Annotated in this window: 13 protein-coding genes and 1 tRNA gene; all 14 read left to right on the top strand. The window is 63.3% G+C overall.

Features of this window, described 5'->3' with window-relative positions; all coding sequences use genetic code 11:
* A partial coding sequence (locus tag AC5P6X_RS21480) for an EF-Tu C-terminal domain-related protein (protein ID WP_495213346.1) occupies window positions 1–472 on the top strand: 472 nt, incomplete at its 5' end.
* Window positions 473–575: 103 nt separating this feature from the next.
* Window positions 576–651: transfer RNA gene (locus AC5P6X_RS21475), tRNA-Trp, on the top strand.
* 49 nt (window positions 652–700) lie between these two features.
* Window positions 701–1114, top strand: a complete 414-nt coding sequence (secE, locus tag AC5P6X_RS21470; RefSeq protein WP_005408202.1) for a preprotein translocase subunit SecE — start codon at window positions 701–703, stop codon at window positions 1112–1114.
* A 10-nt stretch (window positions 1115–1124) separates the two neighbouring features.
* Entirely contained in the window at window positions 1125–1685 is a 561-nt protein-coding gene (nusG, locus tag AC5P6X_RS21465; protein WP_004154362.1) for a transcription termination/antitermination protein NusG, read from the top strand.
* A 286-nt stretch (window positions 1686–1971) separates the two neighbouring features.
* Window positions 1972–2400: a 50S ribosomal protein L11 gene (gene rplK / locus AC5P6X_RS21460; protein ID WP_004145248.1), complete on the top strand. Its 429-nt coding sequence runs from the start codon at window positions 1972–1974 to the stop codon at window positions 2398–2400.
* Window positions 2401–2404: 4 nt separating this feature from the next.
* A complete protein-coding gene (rplA, locus tag AC5P6X_RS21455; protein WP_004154350.1) occupies window positions 2405–3103 on the top strand; it encodes a 50S ribosomal protein L1 in 699 nt (232 codons plus the stop codon).
* Between the two features lie 387 nt (window positions 3104–3490).
* On the top strand, window positions 3491–4027 hold the full coding sequence (gene rplJ / locus AC5P6X_RS21450; RefSeq protein ID WP_005408203.1) for a 50S ribosomal protein L10: 537 nt from the start codon (window positions 3491–3493) through the stop codon (window positions 4025–4027).
* Window positions 4028–4090: 63 nt separating this feature from the next.
* Window positions 4091–4459 (top strand): 50S ribosomal protein L7/L12, encoded by a 369-nt coding sequence (rplL, locus tag AC5P6X_RS21445; RefSeq protein ID WP_049403868.1) that lies wholly within the window; start codon window positions 4091–4093, stop codon window positions 4457–4459.
* A gap of 363 nt (window positions 4460–4822) precedes the next feature.
* A complete protein-coding gene (rpoB, locus tag AC5P6X_RS21440) occupies window positions 4823–8977 on the top strand; it encodes a DNA-directed RNA polymerase subunit beta (RefSeq protein WP_005408205.1) in 4155 nt (1384 codons plus the stop codon).
* A gap of 89 nt (window positions 8978–9066) precedes the next feature.
* Window positions 9067–13287: a DNA-directed RNA polymerase subunit beta' gene (gene rpoC / locus AC5P6X_RS21435; RefSeq protein ID WP_495215602.1), complete on the top strand. Its 4221-nt coding sequence runs from the start codon at window positions 9067–9069 to the stop codon at window positions 13285–13287.
* 358 nt (window positions 13288–13645) lie between these two features.
* On the top strand, window positions 13646–14020 hold the full coding sequence (rpsL, locus tag AC5P6X_RS21430; protein WP_004145320.1) for a 30S ribosomal protein S12: 375 nt from the start codon (window positions 13646–13648) through the stop codon (window positions 14018–14020).
* Window positions 14021–14032: 12 nt separating this feature from the next.
* Window positions 14033–14506: a 30S ribosomal protein S7 gene (gene rpsG, locus AC5P6X_RS21425; protein ID WP_004145321.1), complete on the top strand. Its 474-nt coding sequence runs from the start codon at window positions 14033–14035 to the stop codon at window positions 14504–14506.
* A gap of 141 nt (window positions 14507–14647) precedes the next feature.
* A complete protein-coding gene (gene fusA, locus AC5P6X_RS21420; protein ID WP_012479235.1) occupies window positions 14648–16789 on the top strand; it encodes an elongation factor G in 2142 nt (713 codons plus the stop codon).
* Window positions 16790–16841: 52 nt separating this feature from the next.
* On the top strand, window positions 16842–17120 hold a 279-nt coding region (locus tag AC5P6X_RS21415), incomplete at its 3' end, for a GTP-binding protein (RefSeq protein WP_256727511.1).

The following is a 17120-nucleotide window of genomic DNA, read 5'->3' as shown; positions in this document are numbered from 1 at the left end:
GGTTGGCGACGAAATCGAAATCGTCGGCATCCGTCCGGTGCAGAAGACCACCGTGACCGGCGTTGAAATGTTCCGCAAGCTGCTGGACCAGGGTCAGGCAGGCGACAACGCTGGCCTGCTGCTGCGCGGCACCAAGCGTGACGACGTCGAGCGTGGCCAGGTCCTGGCCAAGCCGGGTTCGATCAAGCCGCACACCAAGTTCGAAGGCGAAGTCTACGTCCTGTCGAAGGACGAGGGCGGCCGTCACACCCCGTTCTTCAACGGCTACCGTCCGCAGTTCTACTTCCGCACCACTGACATCACCGGCGCAGCTGCTCTGCCGGAAGGCGTCGAAATGGTGATGCCGGGTGACAACGTCAAGATGGTCGTCACCCTGATCAATCCGGTGGCAATGGACGAAGGCCTGCGCTTCGCTATCCGCGAAGGCGGCCGTACCGTCGGCGCCGGCGTGGTCTCGAAGATCATCGAGTAAGCCTGCAGTACCGGTGGTTGCATAGCGCCGCCGGTTACGCGAATGGCGGGCCGGGAACCTCGGTCCGCCTTCGCCGTCTAAGGGAAGGCAAGTTTTAACACGTACGCCAGTAGCTCAATTGGCAGAGCAGCGGTCTCCAAAACCGCAGGTTGGGGGTTCGAGTCCCTCCTGGCGTGCCATCTGCCCACCTTATCCAGCGGCCTGGGCCGCTAAAGCAGACACAGCCGGATGAATAGCAAGATCGAACACTCCAAGGACAACTCCGCCAACGGCGGGGATATCGTCAAGTACGTCGCCGCATCGCTGCTGGTGCTGGCCGGTCTGTTCGTCTGGTTCTGGTTCTCCGCCGACTCCGGTCGCGCCACCCAGCTGGGTGCGTGGGCGGGTCAGCTGCGTGCGTTGGCGGTCGTGGTCGGTCTGGTTGGCGGTATCGGCGTGTTCATGCTGACCGGCAAGGGGCGCGACACCCGCGAATTCCTCTCCGAGTCGCGCTTCGAACTGCGCAAGGTGGTCTGGCCGACGCGCCAGGAAGCCATCCGCATGACCTGGGTCGTGATGGTGGTGGTGACCATTCTCAGTCTGTTGCTGGGTGGGTTCGATTACGTCATTCAGTGGCTGGTTCAGTTGTTCCTGAGCCGCTAAGGAGAATTGCATGAAGCGTTGGTACGTCGTTCACGCCTATTCGGGCTTCGAGAAGTCGGTGGCGCAGGCTCTGCGCGATCGCATCGTCCGTGACGGCATGGAAGAGCGCTTCGGCGATGTCCTGGTCCCGACCGAAGAAGTGGTCGAGATGCGCGCTGGCCAGAAGCGCCGCTCCGAGCGCAAGTTTTTCCCGGGTTACGTGCTGGTCCAGATCGAGACCCACGAAGAAGCCGGTATTCCGCGCATCGACAACGAAAGCTGGCACCTGGTCAAGGAAACCCCGCGCGTGATGGGCTTCATCGGCGGCACCGCCGACCGTCCGCTGCCGATTGCCGATTCCGAGGCCGAAGCCATCCTGAACCGCGTTCAGGAAGGTGTCGAGAAGCCGCGTCCGAAGGTGCTGTTCGAGCCGGGCCAGATGGTCCGCGTCACCGACGGCCCGTTCAACGATTTCAATGGCGTCGTCGAAGAGGTCAACTACGAGAAGAGCCGTCTGCGCGTCTCGGTGCTGATCTTCGGTCGTGCCACTCCGGTCGAACTCGAGTTCGGCCAGGTCGAAAAGGCCGTCTGATCCAGCTGTAGAGTCGAGCTTGCTCGACTTTGCTGATCGGTCGAGCAAGCTCGACTCTACGGAACCAGGAACCGGGCCTTGCCCGGTTTCGTCCGTTTATATGCCGCTTCAGGCATGTGAAGAAAAAACCTGATATAGTGCGCGGCTCCCCGCTGGGAAGCCAGCAGGACGAGGCCGCCGCAAGGTGGCCTTCAGCATGATTTCAAAACGCGATGCCGGGACGCGTGATTCCCGGTCCGATGGGGAGCCTGTTGTCGAAAGGCGCTAGCACCCGGAGAGTACTCACATGGCAAAGAAAGTTGTCGGTTACATCAAGCTGCAGGTGAAGGCCGGTCAGGCCAACCCCTCGCCGCCGGTCGGTCCTGCGCTGGGTCAGCGCGGTCTGAACATCATGGAATTCTGCAAGGCGTTCAACGCTGCCACGCAGAAGCTCGAGCCGGGTCTGCCGGTTCCGGTGATCATCACGGCCTACTCGGACCGTACGTTCACCTTCATCACCAAGAGCACCCCGGCCACCACCCTGCTGAAGAAGGCCGCTGGCATCTCGTCGGGCTCCAAGCGCCCGAACACCGAGAAGGTCGGCAAGGTCACCCGTAAGCAGCTGGAAGAGATCGCCAAGGCGAAGGAACCGGATCTGACTGCCGCCGATCTGGACGCCGCCGTGCGTACCATCGCTGGCTCTGCCCGTTCCATGGGCCTCGTGGTGGAGGGTTAATAAGATGGCACAGACCAAGCGTGAGAAGGCCATCAAGGCCGCCGTCGTTCCGGGCAAGGCATACGCCTTCGAGGACGCGATCAACATCCTGAAGAGCGCCACCAAGGCCAAGTTCGTCGAGTCGATCGACGTCGCTGTGCGCCTGGGCGTCGATGCGAAGAAGTCCGACCAGCAGGTCCGTGGCTCCACCGTGCTGCCGGCCGGTACCGGCAAGTCGGTCCGCGTCGCCGTGTTCGCTCCGGCCGGTGCCAAGGCTGATGAAGCCCTGGCCGCTGGCGCCGAAGCCGTCGGTATGGATGATCTGGCCGAGAAGATGCAGGCCGGCGATCTGAACTACGACGTCGTCATCGCGACCCCGGACGCCATGCGCGTCGTCGGTAAGCTGGGCACCGTGCTGGGTCCGCGCGGCCTGATGCCGAACCCGAAGGTCGGCACCGTTTCCCCGAACCCGGGTGAAGCCGTGAAGAACGCCAAGTCGGGTCAGGTCCGTTACCGCACCGACAAGGCCGGCATCATCCACTGCACCATCGGCAAGGCCGACTTCGCCGAAGACGCGCTGAAGTCGAACCTGACCGCGCTGCTGCTGGACCTGATCAAGGCCAAGCCGGCCACCTCGAAGGGCACCTACCTGCAGAAGGTTTCGGTCAGCTCGACGATGGGCCCGGGCGTCACCGTCGACCAGTCGTCGCTGACCCTGAAGTAATTGTTTCAAGCGGTCACGGTACCTTCGGTGCCGTGACCGTGACATTTGAAGGCATCGTTGGCAGTGCATCGCCCGCGGTAGCCGTCAAAGACCGCAGGCGCGGTCGTGGCAATACCGGCGACGGGCACGGAAGCTCGATCTGGCAAGGAGTCGCCGCCGGAGCAGTCATGAGCGCTTAATTGATTCCCCGGAATCACCCTGCGTAGATGGTGCCCTTCTGGAGTTTTTCTGGTTCACGCACGTCTGGGATTTCCCAGGTTGGCCCACTCCAGGTCTAGAACGGCCCACCCCCGGAACATCATCCCGATGTTCCCGGCGTCCAGGACGGATGCCGCACAGGACCGCACACGGCAGGAGCCGTAAGCGGAGTTCAATAGGAGGAGTGCAATGGCTCTCAATCTGTCCCAGAAGCAAGAAGTAGTCGCCGAGCTGGCAGACGTCGCCGCCAAGGCCCACTCCTTGATCGCAGCCGAATACGCTGGCACCACGGTCGCCCAGATGACCGCGATGCGCAAGCAGGCTCGTGAAACCGGTGTTTTCTTGAAGGTTGTCAAGAACACCCTGGCTTCGCGCGCCGTTGAAGGCACCGAGTTCGCAGTCGCCCAGGACCAGATGGTTGGTCCGCTGCTGTACGCGTTCTCGCTCGAGGAGCCCGGCGCTGCCGGTCGCCTGATCAAGGAAGCCGCCAAGGGCAACGACAAGCTGAAGGCTAAGGTCGTCGCCATCGGTGGCGAAGTGTTCCCGGCAAGCCACGTCGACGTGCTGGCCTCGCTGCCGACCCGCGACCAGGCCCTGGCCATGCTGGCCCGCGTCCTGACCGAGCCGGTCACGATGTTTGCCCGCGCCATCAAGGCCGTTGGCGAGAAGCAGGGTGGTGGCGACGTCGCCGCCGACGCTGCCGAACCGGCCGCCGAGACCGCCTGAGTTTCGACTTACCGTGGTTCCTGACGGAACCTCAACCCAGAAAATCATCCAAAGGTATTAATCATGTCCCTTACCAACGAACAGATCGTCGACGCCATCGCCGAGAAGTCCCTGATGGAAGTGATGGAGCTGGTCAAGGCCATCGAAGAGAAGTTCGGCGTCTCCGCCGCTGCTCCGGTCGCCGTGGCTGTCAACGCCGGCCCGGCCGTTGCCGCTGAAGAGCAGACCGAGTTCACTGTCACCCTGAAGTCGGCCGGCGACAAGAAGGTCGAAGTCATCAAGGCCGTCCGCGCCATCACCGGCCTGGGCCTGAAGGAAGCGAAGGACCTGGCCGAAGCCGGTGGCGTCCTGAAGGAAGGCGCTTCGAAGGAAGACGCCGAGAAGATGAAGAAGGACCTGGAAGCTGCTGGCGCGACTGTCGAAGTCAAGTAAGCAGTTACCTTGCATCGTCACCGATTCACGGCGATGCAGCCAAGGCTGGGGGTGTAAGCCCCCGGCCTTTGGTCGTTGTTGCGGTGTCGGTAGGGTCGACTGTTGGTCGACTGCTGTGAAGGAAGTCGACTAACAGTCGACTCTACCGTTTCAAATGCAGCAAAAAGCCCAACACGGGCTGCAGTCAAACCCCGCCGGCCAGCGCAGTGCGCGGCAGCAGGGGCGTGGTAGCAGACGAGTTGGCAGTTGGAAGTAGCGGGAGAAGGCGTGCTGGTGCCGGCAATACCAGCGACTTCCAACTGACAATTTCAAGTTCCCTTCGGATCGTGGGCGCACGATCCGCACAACAAGGTGGAAGACCTCATGACGTCCTATTCGTTCACCGAAAAAAAGCGTATCCGCAAGGATTTCGGCAAGCAGCGCTCGATTCTCGAAGTGCCGTTCCTGCTCGCCATCCAGGTGGATTCCTATCGTGAATTCCTGCAGGAAAACGTCGATCCGGCCAAGCGCACGGACCACGGCCTGCATGCTGCGCTGAAGTCGGTCTTCCCGATCGCCAGCTACAGCGGCAACGCTGCCCTGGAATACGTCGGCTACAAGCTGGGCGAACCGGTCTTCGACGAGCGCGAGTGCCGCCAGCGTGGCATGAGCTACGGCGCCCCGCTGCGCGTGACCGTGCGCCTGGTGATCTACGACCGTGAGTCGTCGACCAAGGCCATCAAGTACGTGAAGGAGCAGGAGGTCTATCTGGGCGAAATCCCGCTGATGACCGAGAACGGCACCTTCATCGTCAACGGCACCGAGCGCGTCATCGTCTCGCAGCTGCACCGCTCGCCGGGCGTGTTCTTCGACCACGATCGTGGCAAGACCCACAGCTCGGGCAAGCTGCTGTACAGCGCCCGCATCATTCCTTACCGCGGCTCCTGGCTGGACTTCGAGTTCGACCCGAAGGACGCGCTGTTCACCCGTATCGACCGTCGCCGCAAGCTGCCGGTGTCGATCCTGCTGCGCGCGCTCGGCTACAGCAACGAAGAGATGCTGGCCGAGTTCTTCGAGATCAACACCTTCCACATCAACCCGGATGAAGGCGTCCAGCTGGAGCTGGTGCCGGAGCGCCTGCGTGGCGAAACCCTGGGCTTCGACCTCGCCGACGGCGACAAGGTCATCGTGGAAGCCGGCAAGCGCATCACCGCGCGCCACATCAAGCAGCTGGAAGCCTCGGGCATCGCCGCCCTGGCCGTGCCGGACGACTACATCGTCGGCCGCATCCTGTCGCACGACGTGGTTGACGCCTCGACCGGCGAACTGCTGGCCCAGGCCAATGACGAGATCACCGACGAGCAGCTGCAGGCCTTCCGCAAGGCCGGTGTGGATGCCGTGGGCACCCTGTGGGTGAACGATCTGGATCGTGGTCCGTACCTGTCCAACACCCTGCGCATCGACCCGACCAAGACCCAGCTGGAAGCCCTGGTCGAGATCTACCGCATGATGCGTCCGGGCGAGCCGCCGACCAAGGACGCTGCGCAGAACCTGTTCCACAACCTGTTCTTCACCTTCGAGCGCTACGACCTGTCCGCGGTCGGCCGCATGAAGTTCAACCGCCGCGTGGGCCGCAAGGAAACCACCGGCGAAGCCGTGCTGTACGACAGCAAGTACTTCGGTGAGCGCAACGACGAAGAGTCCAAGCGCCTGGTCGCCGCCCACGGCGACAGCTCCGACATCCTGGACGTGATCAAGGTCCTGACCGAGATCCGCAACGGTCGCGGCGTGGTCGACGATATCGACCACCTGGGCAACCGTCGCGTGCGTTCGGTCGGCGAAATGGCCGAGAACGTGTTCCGCGTCGGCCTGGTCCGCGTCGAGCGCGCGGTCAAGGAGCGCCTGTCGATGGCCGAGTCCGAAGGCCTGACCCCGCAGGAGCTGATCAACGCCAAGCCGGTTGCCGCTGCCATCAAGGAGTTCTTCGGCTCCTCGCAGCTGTCGCAGTTCATGGACCAGAACAACCCGCTGTCGGAAGTGACCCACAAGCGTCGCGTCTCGGCCCTGGGCCCGGGCGGCCTGACCCGTGAGCGCGCCGGCTTCGAAGTGCGCGACGTGCACCCGACCCATTACGGCCGCGTCTGCACCATCGAAACCCCGGAAGGCCCGAACATCGGCCTGATCAACTCGCTGGCCGTGTACGCCCGCACCAACCAGTACGGTTTCCTCGAGACTCCGTACCGCAAGGTCGTGGACGGCAAGGTCTATGACGAAGTCGAGTTCCTGTCGGCGATCGAAGAAAACGAGTACGTCATTGCGCAGGCCAACGCGCTGACCGACGCCAAGGGCACCCTGACCGAGCAGTTCGTTCCGTGCCGCTTCCAGGGCGAATCGCTGCTGAAGCCGCCGGCGGAAGTCCACTTCATGGACGTCTCGCCGATGCAGACCGTGTCGATCGCGGCCGCGCTGGTTCCGTTCCTGGAGCACGATGACGCGAACCGCGCACTGATGGGCGCCAACATGCAGCGTCAGGCGGTGCCGACCCTGCGTGCGCAGAAGCCGCTGGTCGGTACCGGCATCGAGCGCGCCGTGGCGCGTGACTCCGGTGTGACCGTGAACGCCCGCCGTGGTGGCGAGATCGTGCAGATCGACGCGGCCCGCATCGTGGTCAAGGTCAACGAGGAAGAGATCGTTGGCGCCACCGATGCAGGCGTGGACATCTACAACCTGGTCAAGTACACCCGTTCGAACCAGAACACCTGCATCAACCAGCGTCCGCTGGTCCAGGTGGGTGACGTCATCGCCCGCGGCGACGTGCTGGCCGACGGTCCGTCCACCGACATCGGCGAACTGGCCCTGGGCCAGAACATGCTGATCGCGTTCATGCCGTGGAACGGCTACAACTTCGAAGACTCCATCCTGCTCTCCGAGCGCGTGGTGGAAGAGGATCGTTACACCACGATCCACATCGAAGAGCTGACCTGCGTCGCGCGTGACACCAAGCTGGGGCCGGAGGAAATCTCCGCCGACATCCCGAACGTCTCCGAGCAGGCGCTGAACCGCCTGGACGAGAGCGGCGTGGTGTACATCGGTGCGGAAGTCCGCGCCGGCGACATCATGGTCGGCAAGGTCACCCCGAAGGGCGAAAGCCAGCTGACCCCGGAAGAGAAGCTGCTGCGCGCGATCTTCGGCGAGAAGGCTTCGGACGTTAAGGACAGCTCGCTGCGCGTTCCGCCGGGCATGGACGGCACCGTCATCGACGTGCAGGTCTTCACCCGCGACGGCATCGAGAAGGACAAGCGCGCCCGCCAGATCGAAGAGTCTGAAATCAAGCGCGTCAAGAAGGACTTCGACGACCAGTTCCGCATCCTGGAAGCCGCCATCTACATGCGTCTGCGTTCGCAGATCGTGGGCAAGGTGGTCAACGGTGGCGCTGGCCTGAAGAAGGGTGACGTGATCACCGACGCCTTCCTGGACGGCCTGAAGAAGGCTGACTGGTTCGCCCTGCGCATGAAGGACGAGGACGCTTCGGAAGCCATCGAGCGCGCGCAGAAGCAGATCCAGGCGCACGAGAAGGAATTCGAGCGTCGCTTCGCCGACAAGCGCGGCAAGATCACCGCCGGTGACGACCTCGCCCCGGGCGTGCTGAAGATGGTCAAGGTGTTCCTGGCCGTGAAGCGCCGCATCCAGCCGGGCGACAAGATGGCAGGCCGCCACGGCAACAAGGGTGTGGTCTCCAACGTGGTGCCGGTCGAGGACATGCCGTACATGGCCTCGGGCGAAACCGTGGACATCGTGCTGAACCCGCTGGGCGTGCCGTCGCGTATGAACATCGGCCAGATCCTGGAAGTGCACCTGGGCTGGGCGGCCAAGGGCCTGGGCCGCAAGATCCAGGCGATGATGGAGGCCCAGGCGGCGGTTGCCGACCTGCGCAAGTTCCTGGATGACATCTACAACCACGACGACACCAACGTGGCCAACCGTGTCGACCTGTCGCAGTTCAGCGACGAGGAGCTGCTGCGCCTGGCCCGTAACCTCACCGACGGCGTGCCGATGGCCACCCCGGTGTTCGACGGTGCCACCGAAGCGGAAATCAAGCGCATGCTGGAACTGGCCGATCTGCCGAGCAGTGGCCAGACCCAGCTGTACGACGGCCGCACCGGTGAAGCGTTCGATCGCCACACCACCGTGGGTTACATGCACTACCTGAAGCTGAACCACCTGGTCGACGACAAGATGCACGCCCGTTCGACCGGTCCGTACTCGCTCGTCACCCAGCAGCCGCTGGGCGGCAAGGCGCAGTTCGGCGGCCAGCGCTTCGGTGAAATGGAAGTCTGGGCGCTGGAAGCCTACGGCGCGGCCTACACCCTGCAGGAAATGCTGACGGTGAAGTCCGATGACGTGCAGGGCCGCAACCAGATGTACAAGAACATCGTCGACGGTGAGCACGAGATGGTCGCGGGCATGCCGGAATCCTTCAACGTGCTCGTGAAGGAAATCCGCTCGCTGGCCATCAACATGGAACTGGAAGACAACTGATCCATGCCGGCGCGGCGGTCAACGCCGCCGCGCCGCTGGCAGTGAACTGAAAGCCCATCGACACAGCATTCCTCCTTCTGGAGAACACCATGAAAGACCTGCTCAACCTCTTCAACCAGCAGCGCCAGACGCTGGACTTCGACGCGATCAAGATCGCGCTGGCTTCGCCGGACCTGATCCGTTCGTGGTCCTTCGGCGAAGTGAAGAAGCCGGAAACTATCAACTACCGCACCTTCAAGCCGGAACGCGACGGCCTGTTCTGCGCCGCCATCTTCGGCCCGGTGAAGGACTACGAGTGCCTGTGCGGCAAGTACAAGCGCATGAAGCACCGCGGCGTGGTCTGCGAAAAGTGCGGCACCGAAGTGACCCTTGCCAAGGTGCGCCGCGAGCGCATGGGCCACATCGACCTGGCCTCGCCGGTCGCGCACATCTGGTTCCTGAAGTCGCTGCCGTCGCGCATCGGCCTGATGCTGGACATGACCCTGCGCGACATCGAGCGCGTGCTGTACTTCGAAGCCTACGTGGTGACCGAGCCGGGCCTGACTGCCCTGGAGCGCCGCCAGCTGCTGACCGAGGAACAGTACCTGCAGGCCCGCCAGGAGCACGGTGACGACTTCGACGCCGCGATGGGCGCCGAGGCCGTGTACGAACTGCTGCGCACGATCGACCTGCAGTCGGAAATGACCCGCCTGCGCGAGGAAATCGCCGCTACCGGTTCGGAAACCAAGCTCAAGCGCCTCACCAAGCGCATCAAGCTGATCGAAGCCTTCCTGGAATCGGGCAACCGTCCGGAATGGATGGTCATGACCGTGCTGCCGGTGCTGCCGCCGGACCTGCGTCCGCTGGTCCCGCTGGATGGCGGCCGCTTCGCGACCTCCGACCTGAACGACCTGTACCGCCGCGTCATCAACCGCAACAACCGCCTGCGCCGCCTGCTCGAACTGAGCGCGCCGGACATCATCGTGCGCAATGAAAAGCGCATGCTGCAGGAGTCGGTCGATGCGCTGCTGGACAACGGCCGTCGTGGCCGTGCCATCACCGGCACCAACAAGCGCCCGCTGAAGTCGCTGGCCGACATGATCAAGGGCAAGCAGGGTCGCTTCCGCCAGAACCTGCTCGGCAAGCGCGTCGACTACTCGGGCCGTTCGGTCATCGTGGTCGGCCCGTACCTGCGCCTGCACCAGTGCGGCCTGCCGAAGAAGATGGCGCTCGAGCTGTTCAAGCCGTTCGTCTTCGCCAAGCTGCAGCGTCGTGGCCTGGCCACCACCATCAAGGCCGCAAAGAAGCTGGTCGAGCGCGAAGAAGCCGAAGTCTGGGACATCCTGGAAGAGGTCATCCGCGAGCACCCGGTGATGCTGAACCGTGCGCCGACCCTGCACCGTCTGGGCATCCAGGCGTTCGAGCCGGTGCTGATCGAAGGCAAGGCCATCCAGCTGCACCCGCTGGTCTGCACCGCGTTCAACGCCGACTTCGACGGTGACCAGATGGCCGTCCACGTGCCGCTCTCGCTGGAAGCCCAGCTGGAAGCGCGTGCGCTGATGATGTCGACCAACAACATCCTGTCGCCGGCCAACGGCGAGCCGATCATCGTGCCGTCGCAGGACGTCGTGCTGGGTCTGTACTACATGACCCGCTCGCTGGAAAACAAGAAGGGCGAGGGCATGGCCTTCGCCAACATCGCCGAAGTGAAGCGTGCCTACGACAACCGCGTGGTGGAACTGCACGCGCGCGTCAAGGTCCGCATCACCGAAGTGGTGACCGACGAAGACGGCAACAAGCAGAACAAGACCTCGATCGTGGACACCACGATCGGTCGCGCCCTGCTGGCTGAAATCCTGCCGGAAGGCCTGCCGTTCGCGCTGGCCAACACCGAGCTGACCAAGAAGAACATCAGCCGCCTGATCAACTCCAGCTACCGTCAGCTGGGCCTGAAGGACACGGTCGTGTTCGCCGACAAGCTGATGTACACCGGCTTCGCCTACGCGACCCGCGCCGGCGTCTCGATCGGCATCGACGACATGCTGATCCCGGACGAGAAGAAGGGCATCCTCACCGAGGCCGAAGCCGAAGTGCTGGAAATCCAGGAGCAGTACCAGTCGGGCCTGGTCACCGCCGGCGAGCGCTACAACAAGGTGGTCGACATCTGGTCGCGCACCAACGAGCGCATCGCCAAGGCGATGATGGACACCATCGGTACCGAGAAGGTGGTCAATGCCAAGGGTGAGACCATCGACCAGAAGTCGATGAACTCGCTGTACATCATGGCCGACTCCGGTGCGCGTGGTTCGCAGGCGCAGATCCGTCAGCTGGCCGGCATGCGTGGCCTGATGGCCCGCCCGGACGGCTCGATCATCGAGACGCCCATCAAGGCGAACTTCCGCGAAGGCCTGAACGTGCAGGAGTACTTCAACTCCACCCACGGTGCCCGTAAGGGTCTGGCCGATACCGCGCTGAAGACCGCGAACTCGGGTTACCTGACCCGTCGTCTGGTCGACGTGGCACAGGACGTGGTGATCACCGAGGTGGATTGCGGTACCACCGAAGGCCTGATCATGACCCCGATCGTGGAAGGCGGCGACGTGGTCGAGCCGCTGAAGGACCGCGTGCTGGGTCGCGTGGTTGCCGAGGACGTGTTCCTGCCGGGCAACGACGAAGATCCGATCGTCACCCGCAACACCCTGCTGGACGAAGCCTGGGTTGCCAAGCTGGAAGACGCCGGCGTGCAGACCATCAAGGTCCGCTCGACCATCTCCTGCGAATCGGCCTTCGGCGTCTGCTCGCGCTGCTACGGCCGCGACCTGGCCCGTGGCCACCTGGTCAACATCGGTGAAGCGGTCGGCGTCATCGCCGCCCAGTCCATCGGTGAGCCGGGTACCCAGCTGACCATGCGTACGTTCCACATCGGTGGTGCGGCGTCGCGAGCTGCTGCGGTCGACAACATCACCGTCAAGACCACCGGCTCGGTCAAGTTCAGCAACCTCAAGTCGGTCGAGCATGCCAACGGCTCGCTGGTGGCAGTGTCGCGCTCGGGCGAAATCTCGGTGCTCGATGCCCACGGCCGTGAGCGTGAGCGTTACAAGCTGCCGTACGGTGCGACCATCACGTCCAAGGACGGTGATGCGATCAAGGCTGGCCAGACCGTGGCCAACTGGGATCCGCATAACCACCCGATCGTGTCGGAAGTGGCCGGCTTCATCCGCTTCATCGACTTCGTCGACGGCATCACCGTCATCGAGAAGACCGACGAGCTGACCGGCCTGGCGTCGCGCGAAATCACCGATCCGAAGCGTCGTGGTACCCAGGCCAAGGACCTGCGCCCGATCGTGCGCATCGTCGACGCCAAGGGCAACGACCTGTCGATTCCGGGCACCGACCTGCCGGCGCAGTACCTGCTGCCGCCGCGCTCGATCGTCAACCTGCAGGACGGCGCTGCCGTCGGCGTGGGTGACGTGGTCGCCAAGATCCCGCAGGAAGCGTCGAAGACCCGCGACATCACCGGTGGTCTGCCGCGCGTGGCCGATCTGTTCGAAGCGCGCAAGCCGAAGGATCCGGCGGTGCTGGCCGAGCGTTCGGGCATCATCAGCTTCGGCAAGGACACCAAGGGCAAGCAGCGCCTGATCATCAAGGACACCGATGGTTCGGAGCACGAAGAGCTGATCCCGAAGTACCGCCAGGTCATCGTGTTCGAAGGCGAGCATGTCACCAAGGGTGAAACCATCGTGGACGGCGAGCCGAGCCCGCAGGACATCCTGCGCCTGCTGGGTGTCGAACCGCTGGCCGCCTACCTGGTGAAGGAAATCCAGGACGTGTACCGCCTGCAGGGCGTGAAGATCAACGACAAGCACATCGAGGTGATCACCCGCCAGATGCTGCGCAAGGTCGAGATCACCGACCAGGGCAGCAGCAAGTTCCTGAACGGCGAACAGGTGGAGCGCCAGCGCGTTATCGAGGAGAATGCCCGCCTTGCAGCCCGCAATGAGCTGCCGGCGCACTTCGATCCGGTCCTGCTGGGTATCACCAAGGCCTCGCTGGCGACCGAATCGTTCATCTCGGCCGCGTCGTTCCAGGAAACCACCCGCGTGCTGACCGAAGCGGCCGTCCGCGGCACCTCGGACAACCTGCGTGGCCTGAAGGAAAACGTCATCGTGGGTCGCCTGATTCCGGCCGGTACCGGCCTGGCGTACCACAGCAACCGCCGTCGCGGCGCTTCCGGCCTCACCGAGTCGGAAATGCAGACCCTTGCCGGCACCCCGGCCGCGGTCGAGGCACCGGTGGTTGAAGCCGAAGCTGAACAGGCCGCGGAAGACTGAAACACGGGTCCGGCCTCAGGGCCGGACCACCCGGGCGGGTAGAGTCGACTGTCAGTCGACTGCTATCCAGAGTCGACCGCTATCGAGAGTCGACTGCTATCAAGAGTCGACTGACAGTCGACTCTACCGGTGCAGGGCAGGGTGGACTGCTTGCGGTTCACCCCGCCAACCTGAACGGGGTACATGGAGGCCCCCCAGTAACGTTCCGGGATCAGGAACGGGCTTGACAGAAGGCGTTTGACTGCTTTCCTGGCAGGTTGCTACAATCGTCTGTCTCAGCAGGCCAGAATTTTGGCCTGCTTTAACATTTCCGCATCTCTGGCCGGATTTTCCGGCCACCAATCAGAAGAACCTACTGATGGCGACGATCAACCAGCTGGTCCGCAAGCCGCGGCAAGCGACCACCTACAAGAGTGCCTCGCCGGCGCTCGACAAGTGCCCGCAGCGCCGTGGCGTCTGCACCCGTGTCTACACCACCACCCCGAAGAAGCCGAACTCGGCTCTGCGCAAGGTTGCCAAGGTCCGCCTGACCAACCAGGAAGAAGTGATTTCCTACATCGGTGGTGAAGGCCACAACCTGCAGGAGCACTCCGTGGTCCTGATCCGCGGCGGTCGCGTCAAGGACCTGCCGGGTGTGCGTTACCACACCGTTCGTGGCTCGCTCGACGCCGCCGGCGTTGCCAAGCGTCGCCAGGCCCGTTCCAAGTACGGCGCCAAGCGTCCGAAGGCATAAGGAGAGAGCACTATGTCGCGTAAGGGTAATACTCCGCAGCGTTCCGTCCTGCCCGATCCGAAGCACGGAAGCGAAACCATCGCCCGCTTCATCAACATGGTCATGCAGAGCGGCAAGAAGTCCGTCGCCGAAAAGATCGTGTACGGCGCCATGGACGTGATCACCGAGAAGAACAGCAGCGCCAACGCCATTGAACTGGTGCAGAAGGCTCTGGACAACGTCGCTCCGGCGGTCGAAGTCAAGTCGCGCCGCGTCGGTGGTGCCACCTACCAGGTGCCGGTCGAAGTGCGTTCGTCGCGCAAGATGGCCCTGGCCATGCGCTGGCTGATCGACTCCGCGCGCAAGCGTGGTGAGAACACCATGCCGAAGAAGCTGGCTGCTGAACTGATCGACGCCTCGGAAAACCGTGGTGGCGCCATCAAGAAGCGCGAAGAAACCCACCGCATGGCCGAAGCCAACAAGGCATTCGCCCACTACCGCTGGTGAGTTTGACGGCCTTGTAAAACAGGCAGGGCAGCACCACTTCGGTGCGTGCTGCCTCGCGGTCCCAGAAGGACTGCGCCAATCCGAAGGCCGCCGAAAGGCGGCGTTCGGCCATCCGAAATCCAAGAAATCTGAGAGGCTCCCGTGGCCCGTTCCACTCCCATCGAGCGTTACCGTAACTTCGGCATCATGGCTCACATCGATGCCGGCAAGACCACCACGTCCGAGCGCATCCTGTTCTACACCGGCAAGAGCCACAAGATCGGTGAAGTGCATGACGGCGCCGCCACCATGGACTGGATGGAGCAGGAGCAGGAGCGTGGCATCACGATCCAGTCCGCTGCCACCACCGCGTTCTGGAAGGGCATGGACAAGTCCCTGCCGGAGCACCGCTTCAACATCATCGACACCCCCGGGCACGTCGACTTCACCATCGAAGTGGAGCGCTCGCTGCGCGTGCTCGACGGTGCCGTCTTCGTCCTGTGCGCCGTCGGTGGCGTGCAGCCGCAGTCGGAAACCGTGTGGCGCCAGGCCAACAAGTACCACGTGCCGCGCATCGCGTTCGTCAACAAGATGGACCGTACCGGTGCCAACTTCCAGAAGGTCGTCGGCCAGCTGAAGGCCAAGCTGGGCGCGGTTGCCGTGCCGATGCAGCTGCCGATCGGCGCTGAAGACAACTTCAAGGGCGTTGTCGACCTGCTGAAGATGAAGGCCATCCATTGGGATGAGGCTTCGCAGGGCATGAAGTTCGAGTACAGCGACATCCCGGCCGATCTGCAGGCGGCTGCGGAAGAGGCTCGCCAGTTCATGGTCGAGACCGCTGCCGAAGCCAGCGAAGAGCTGATGGAAAAGTACCTGGGCGGCGAAGAGCTGGCCGAGGCCGAAATCATCAACGCCCTGCGTACCCGTACCCTGGCGACCGAGATCGTGCCGATGTACTGCGGCTCGGCCTTCAAGAACAAGGGCGTGCAGGCCATGCTGGACGGCGTGATCCAGCTGCTGCCGTCGCCGGTCGACGTGCCGGACGTGAAGGGCGTGGACGTTGACGACGACACCGTCGAAATGACCCGCAAGTCCGACGACAAGGCTCCGTTCTCGTCGCTGGCCTTCAAGATCATCACCGACCCGTTCGTCGGCGCGCTGACCTTCTTCCGTGTCTACTCGGGCACCCTGAACGGTGGCGACACCGTGCTGAACTCGGTGAAGGGCAAGAAGGAGCGCATCGGCCGCATCCTGCAGATGCACTCGAACAACCGCGAGGAAATCAAGGAAGTTCTGGCCGGTGACATCGCCGCTGCCGTGGGCCTGAAGGACACCACCACCGGTGACACCCTGTGCGCCGTGGACGCCCCGATCATCCTGGAGCGCATGACGTTCCCGGAGCCGGTGATCTCGATGGCCGTCGAGCCGAAGACCAAGTCGGACCAGGAAAAGATGGGTCTGGCCCTGGGCCGTCTGGCGCAGGAAGATCCGTCGTTCCGCGTCAAGACCGACGAAGAATCCGGCCAGACCATCATCTCGGGCATGGGCGAGCTGCACCTGGACATCATCGTCGACCGCCTGAAGCGCGAGTTCAACGTTGAAGCCAACGTCGGCGCGCCGCAGGTGGCCTACCGCGAAACCATCACCCTGGCCGACGTCAAGTCGGACTACAAGCACGCCAAGCAGTCCGGTGGTAAGGGTCAGTACGGTCACGTCGTGATCGAACTGTCGCCGATCACCGCTGCAGACCGTGCCGATCCGAAGCTGGCTCCGGCCATCAAGGACGACTTCCTGTTCATCAACGACATCACCGGCGGCGTGATCCCGAAGGAATTCATTCCGTCGGTTGAAAAGGGCCTGCGCGAAACCATCACCAGCGGTCCGCTGGCTGGCTTCCCGGTCGTGGACGTCAAGGTGAAGCTGGTGTTCGGTTCGTACCACGACGTCGACTCCTCGGAAATGGCGTTCAAGCTGGCTTCGTCGATGGCCTTCAAGCAGGGCTTCGCCAAGGCCAAGCCGGTGCTGCTGGAGCCGATCATGAAGGTCGAGATCGTGACCCCGGAGGATTACCAGGGTGACGTGATGGGCGACGTCAGCCGTCGTCGCGGCGTGCTGCAGGGTTCCGACACCACCGGTGACGGTTCGGCCAGCATCATCAACGCGATGATCCCGCTGGGTGAAATGTTCGGCTACGCCACTGCGCTGCGTTCGCAGACCCAGGGCCGCGCCACCTTCACCATGGAATTCGATCACTACGAGCCGGCTCCGACCAACATCGCCGAAGCCGTCATGAAGAAGGGCTGAGCCTCGCTCAGCCTCTCTTGAAACCACTTACGAACAATCAAGGTATAGAACAATGGCAAAGGGTAAGTTCGAGCGCACCAAGCCGCACGTCAACGTCGGCACCATCGGTCACGTCGATCACGGCAAGACCACGCTGACCGCCGCACTGACCAAGATCGGTGCCGAGCGCTTCGGTGGCGAGTTCAAGGATTACTCCTCGATCGACGCCGCTCCGGAAGAAAAGGCTCGTGGTATCACGATCTCGACCGCGCACGTCGAATACGAATCCCCGGTCCGTCACTACGCCCACGTCGATTGCCCGGGCCATGCTGACTACGTCAAGAACATGATC

This window comes from Stenotrophomonas sp. YJH_SMC_40 (assembly GCF_059368615.1).
The sequence above is the reverse complement of the archived record's forward strand: the minus strand, read 5'-3'. Positions and strand labels throughout refer to the sequence as shown.

Bases quoted from the DNA above. Each gene is read 5' to 3' on its own strand.
- secE (WP_005408202.1), top strand. From the start codon at position 701: ATGAATAGCAAGATCGAACACTCCAAGGACAACTCCGCCAACGGCGGG.
- nusG (WP_004154362.1), top strand. From the start codon at position 1,125: ATGAAGCGTTGGTACGTCGTTCACGCCTATTCGGGCTTCGAGAAGTCG.
- rplK (WP_004145248.1), top strand. From the start codon at position 1,972: ATGGCAAAGAAAGTTGTCGGTTACATCAAGCTGCAGGTGAAGGCCGGT.
- rplA (WP_004154350.1), top strand. From the start codon at position 2,405: ATGGCACAGACCAAGCGTGAGAAGGCCATCAAGGCCGCCGTCGTTCCG.
- rplJ (WP_005408203.1), top strand. From the start codon at position 3,491: ATGGCTCTCAATCTGTCCCAGAAGCAAGAAGTAGTCGCCGAGCTGGCA.
- rplL (WP_049403868.1), top strand. From the start codon at position 4,091: ATGTCCCTTACCAACGAACAGATCGTCGACGCCATCGCCGAGAAGTCC.
- rpoB (WP_005408205.1), top strand. From the start codon at position 4,823: ATGACGTCCTATTCGTTCACCGAAAAAAAGCGTATCCGCAAGGATTTC.
- rpoC (WP_495215602.1), top strand. From the start codon at position 9,067: ATGAAAGACCTGCTCAACCTCTTCAACCAGCAGCGCCAGACGCTGGAC.
- rpsL (WP_004145320.1), top strand. From the start codon at position 13,646: ATGGCGACGATCAACCAGCTGGTCCGCAAGCCGCGGCAAGCGACCACC.
- rpsG (WP_004145321.1), top strand. From the start codon at position 14,033: ATGTCGCGTAAGGGTAATACTCCGCAGCGTTCCGTCCTGCCCGATCCG.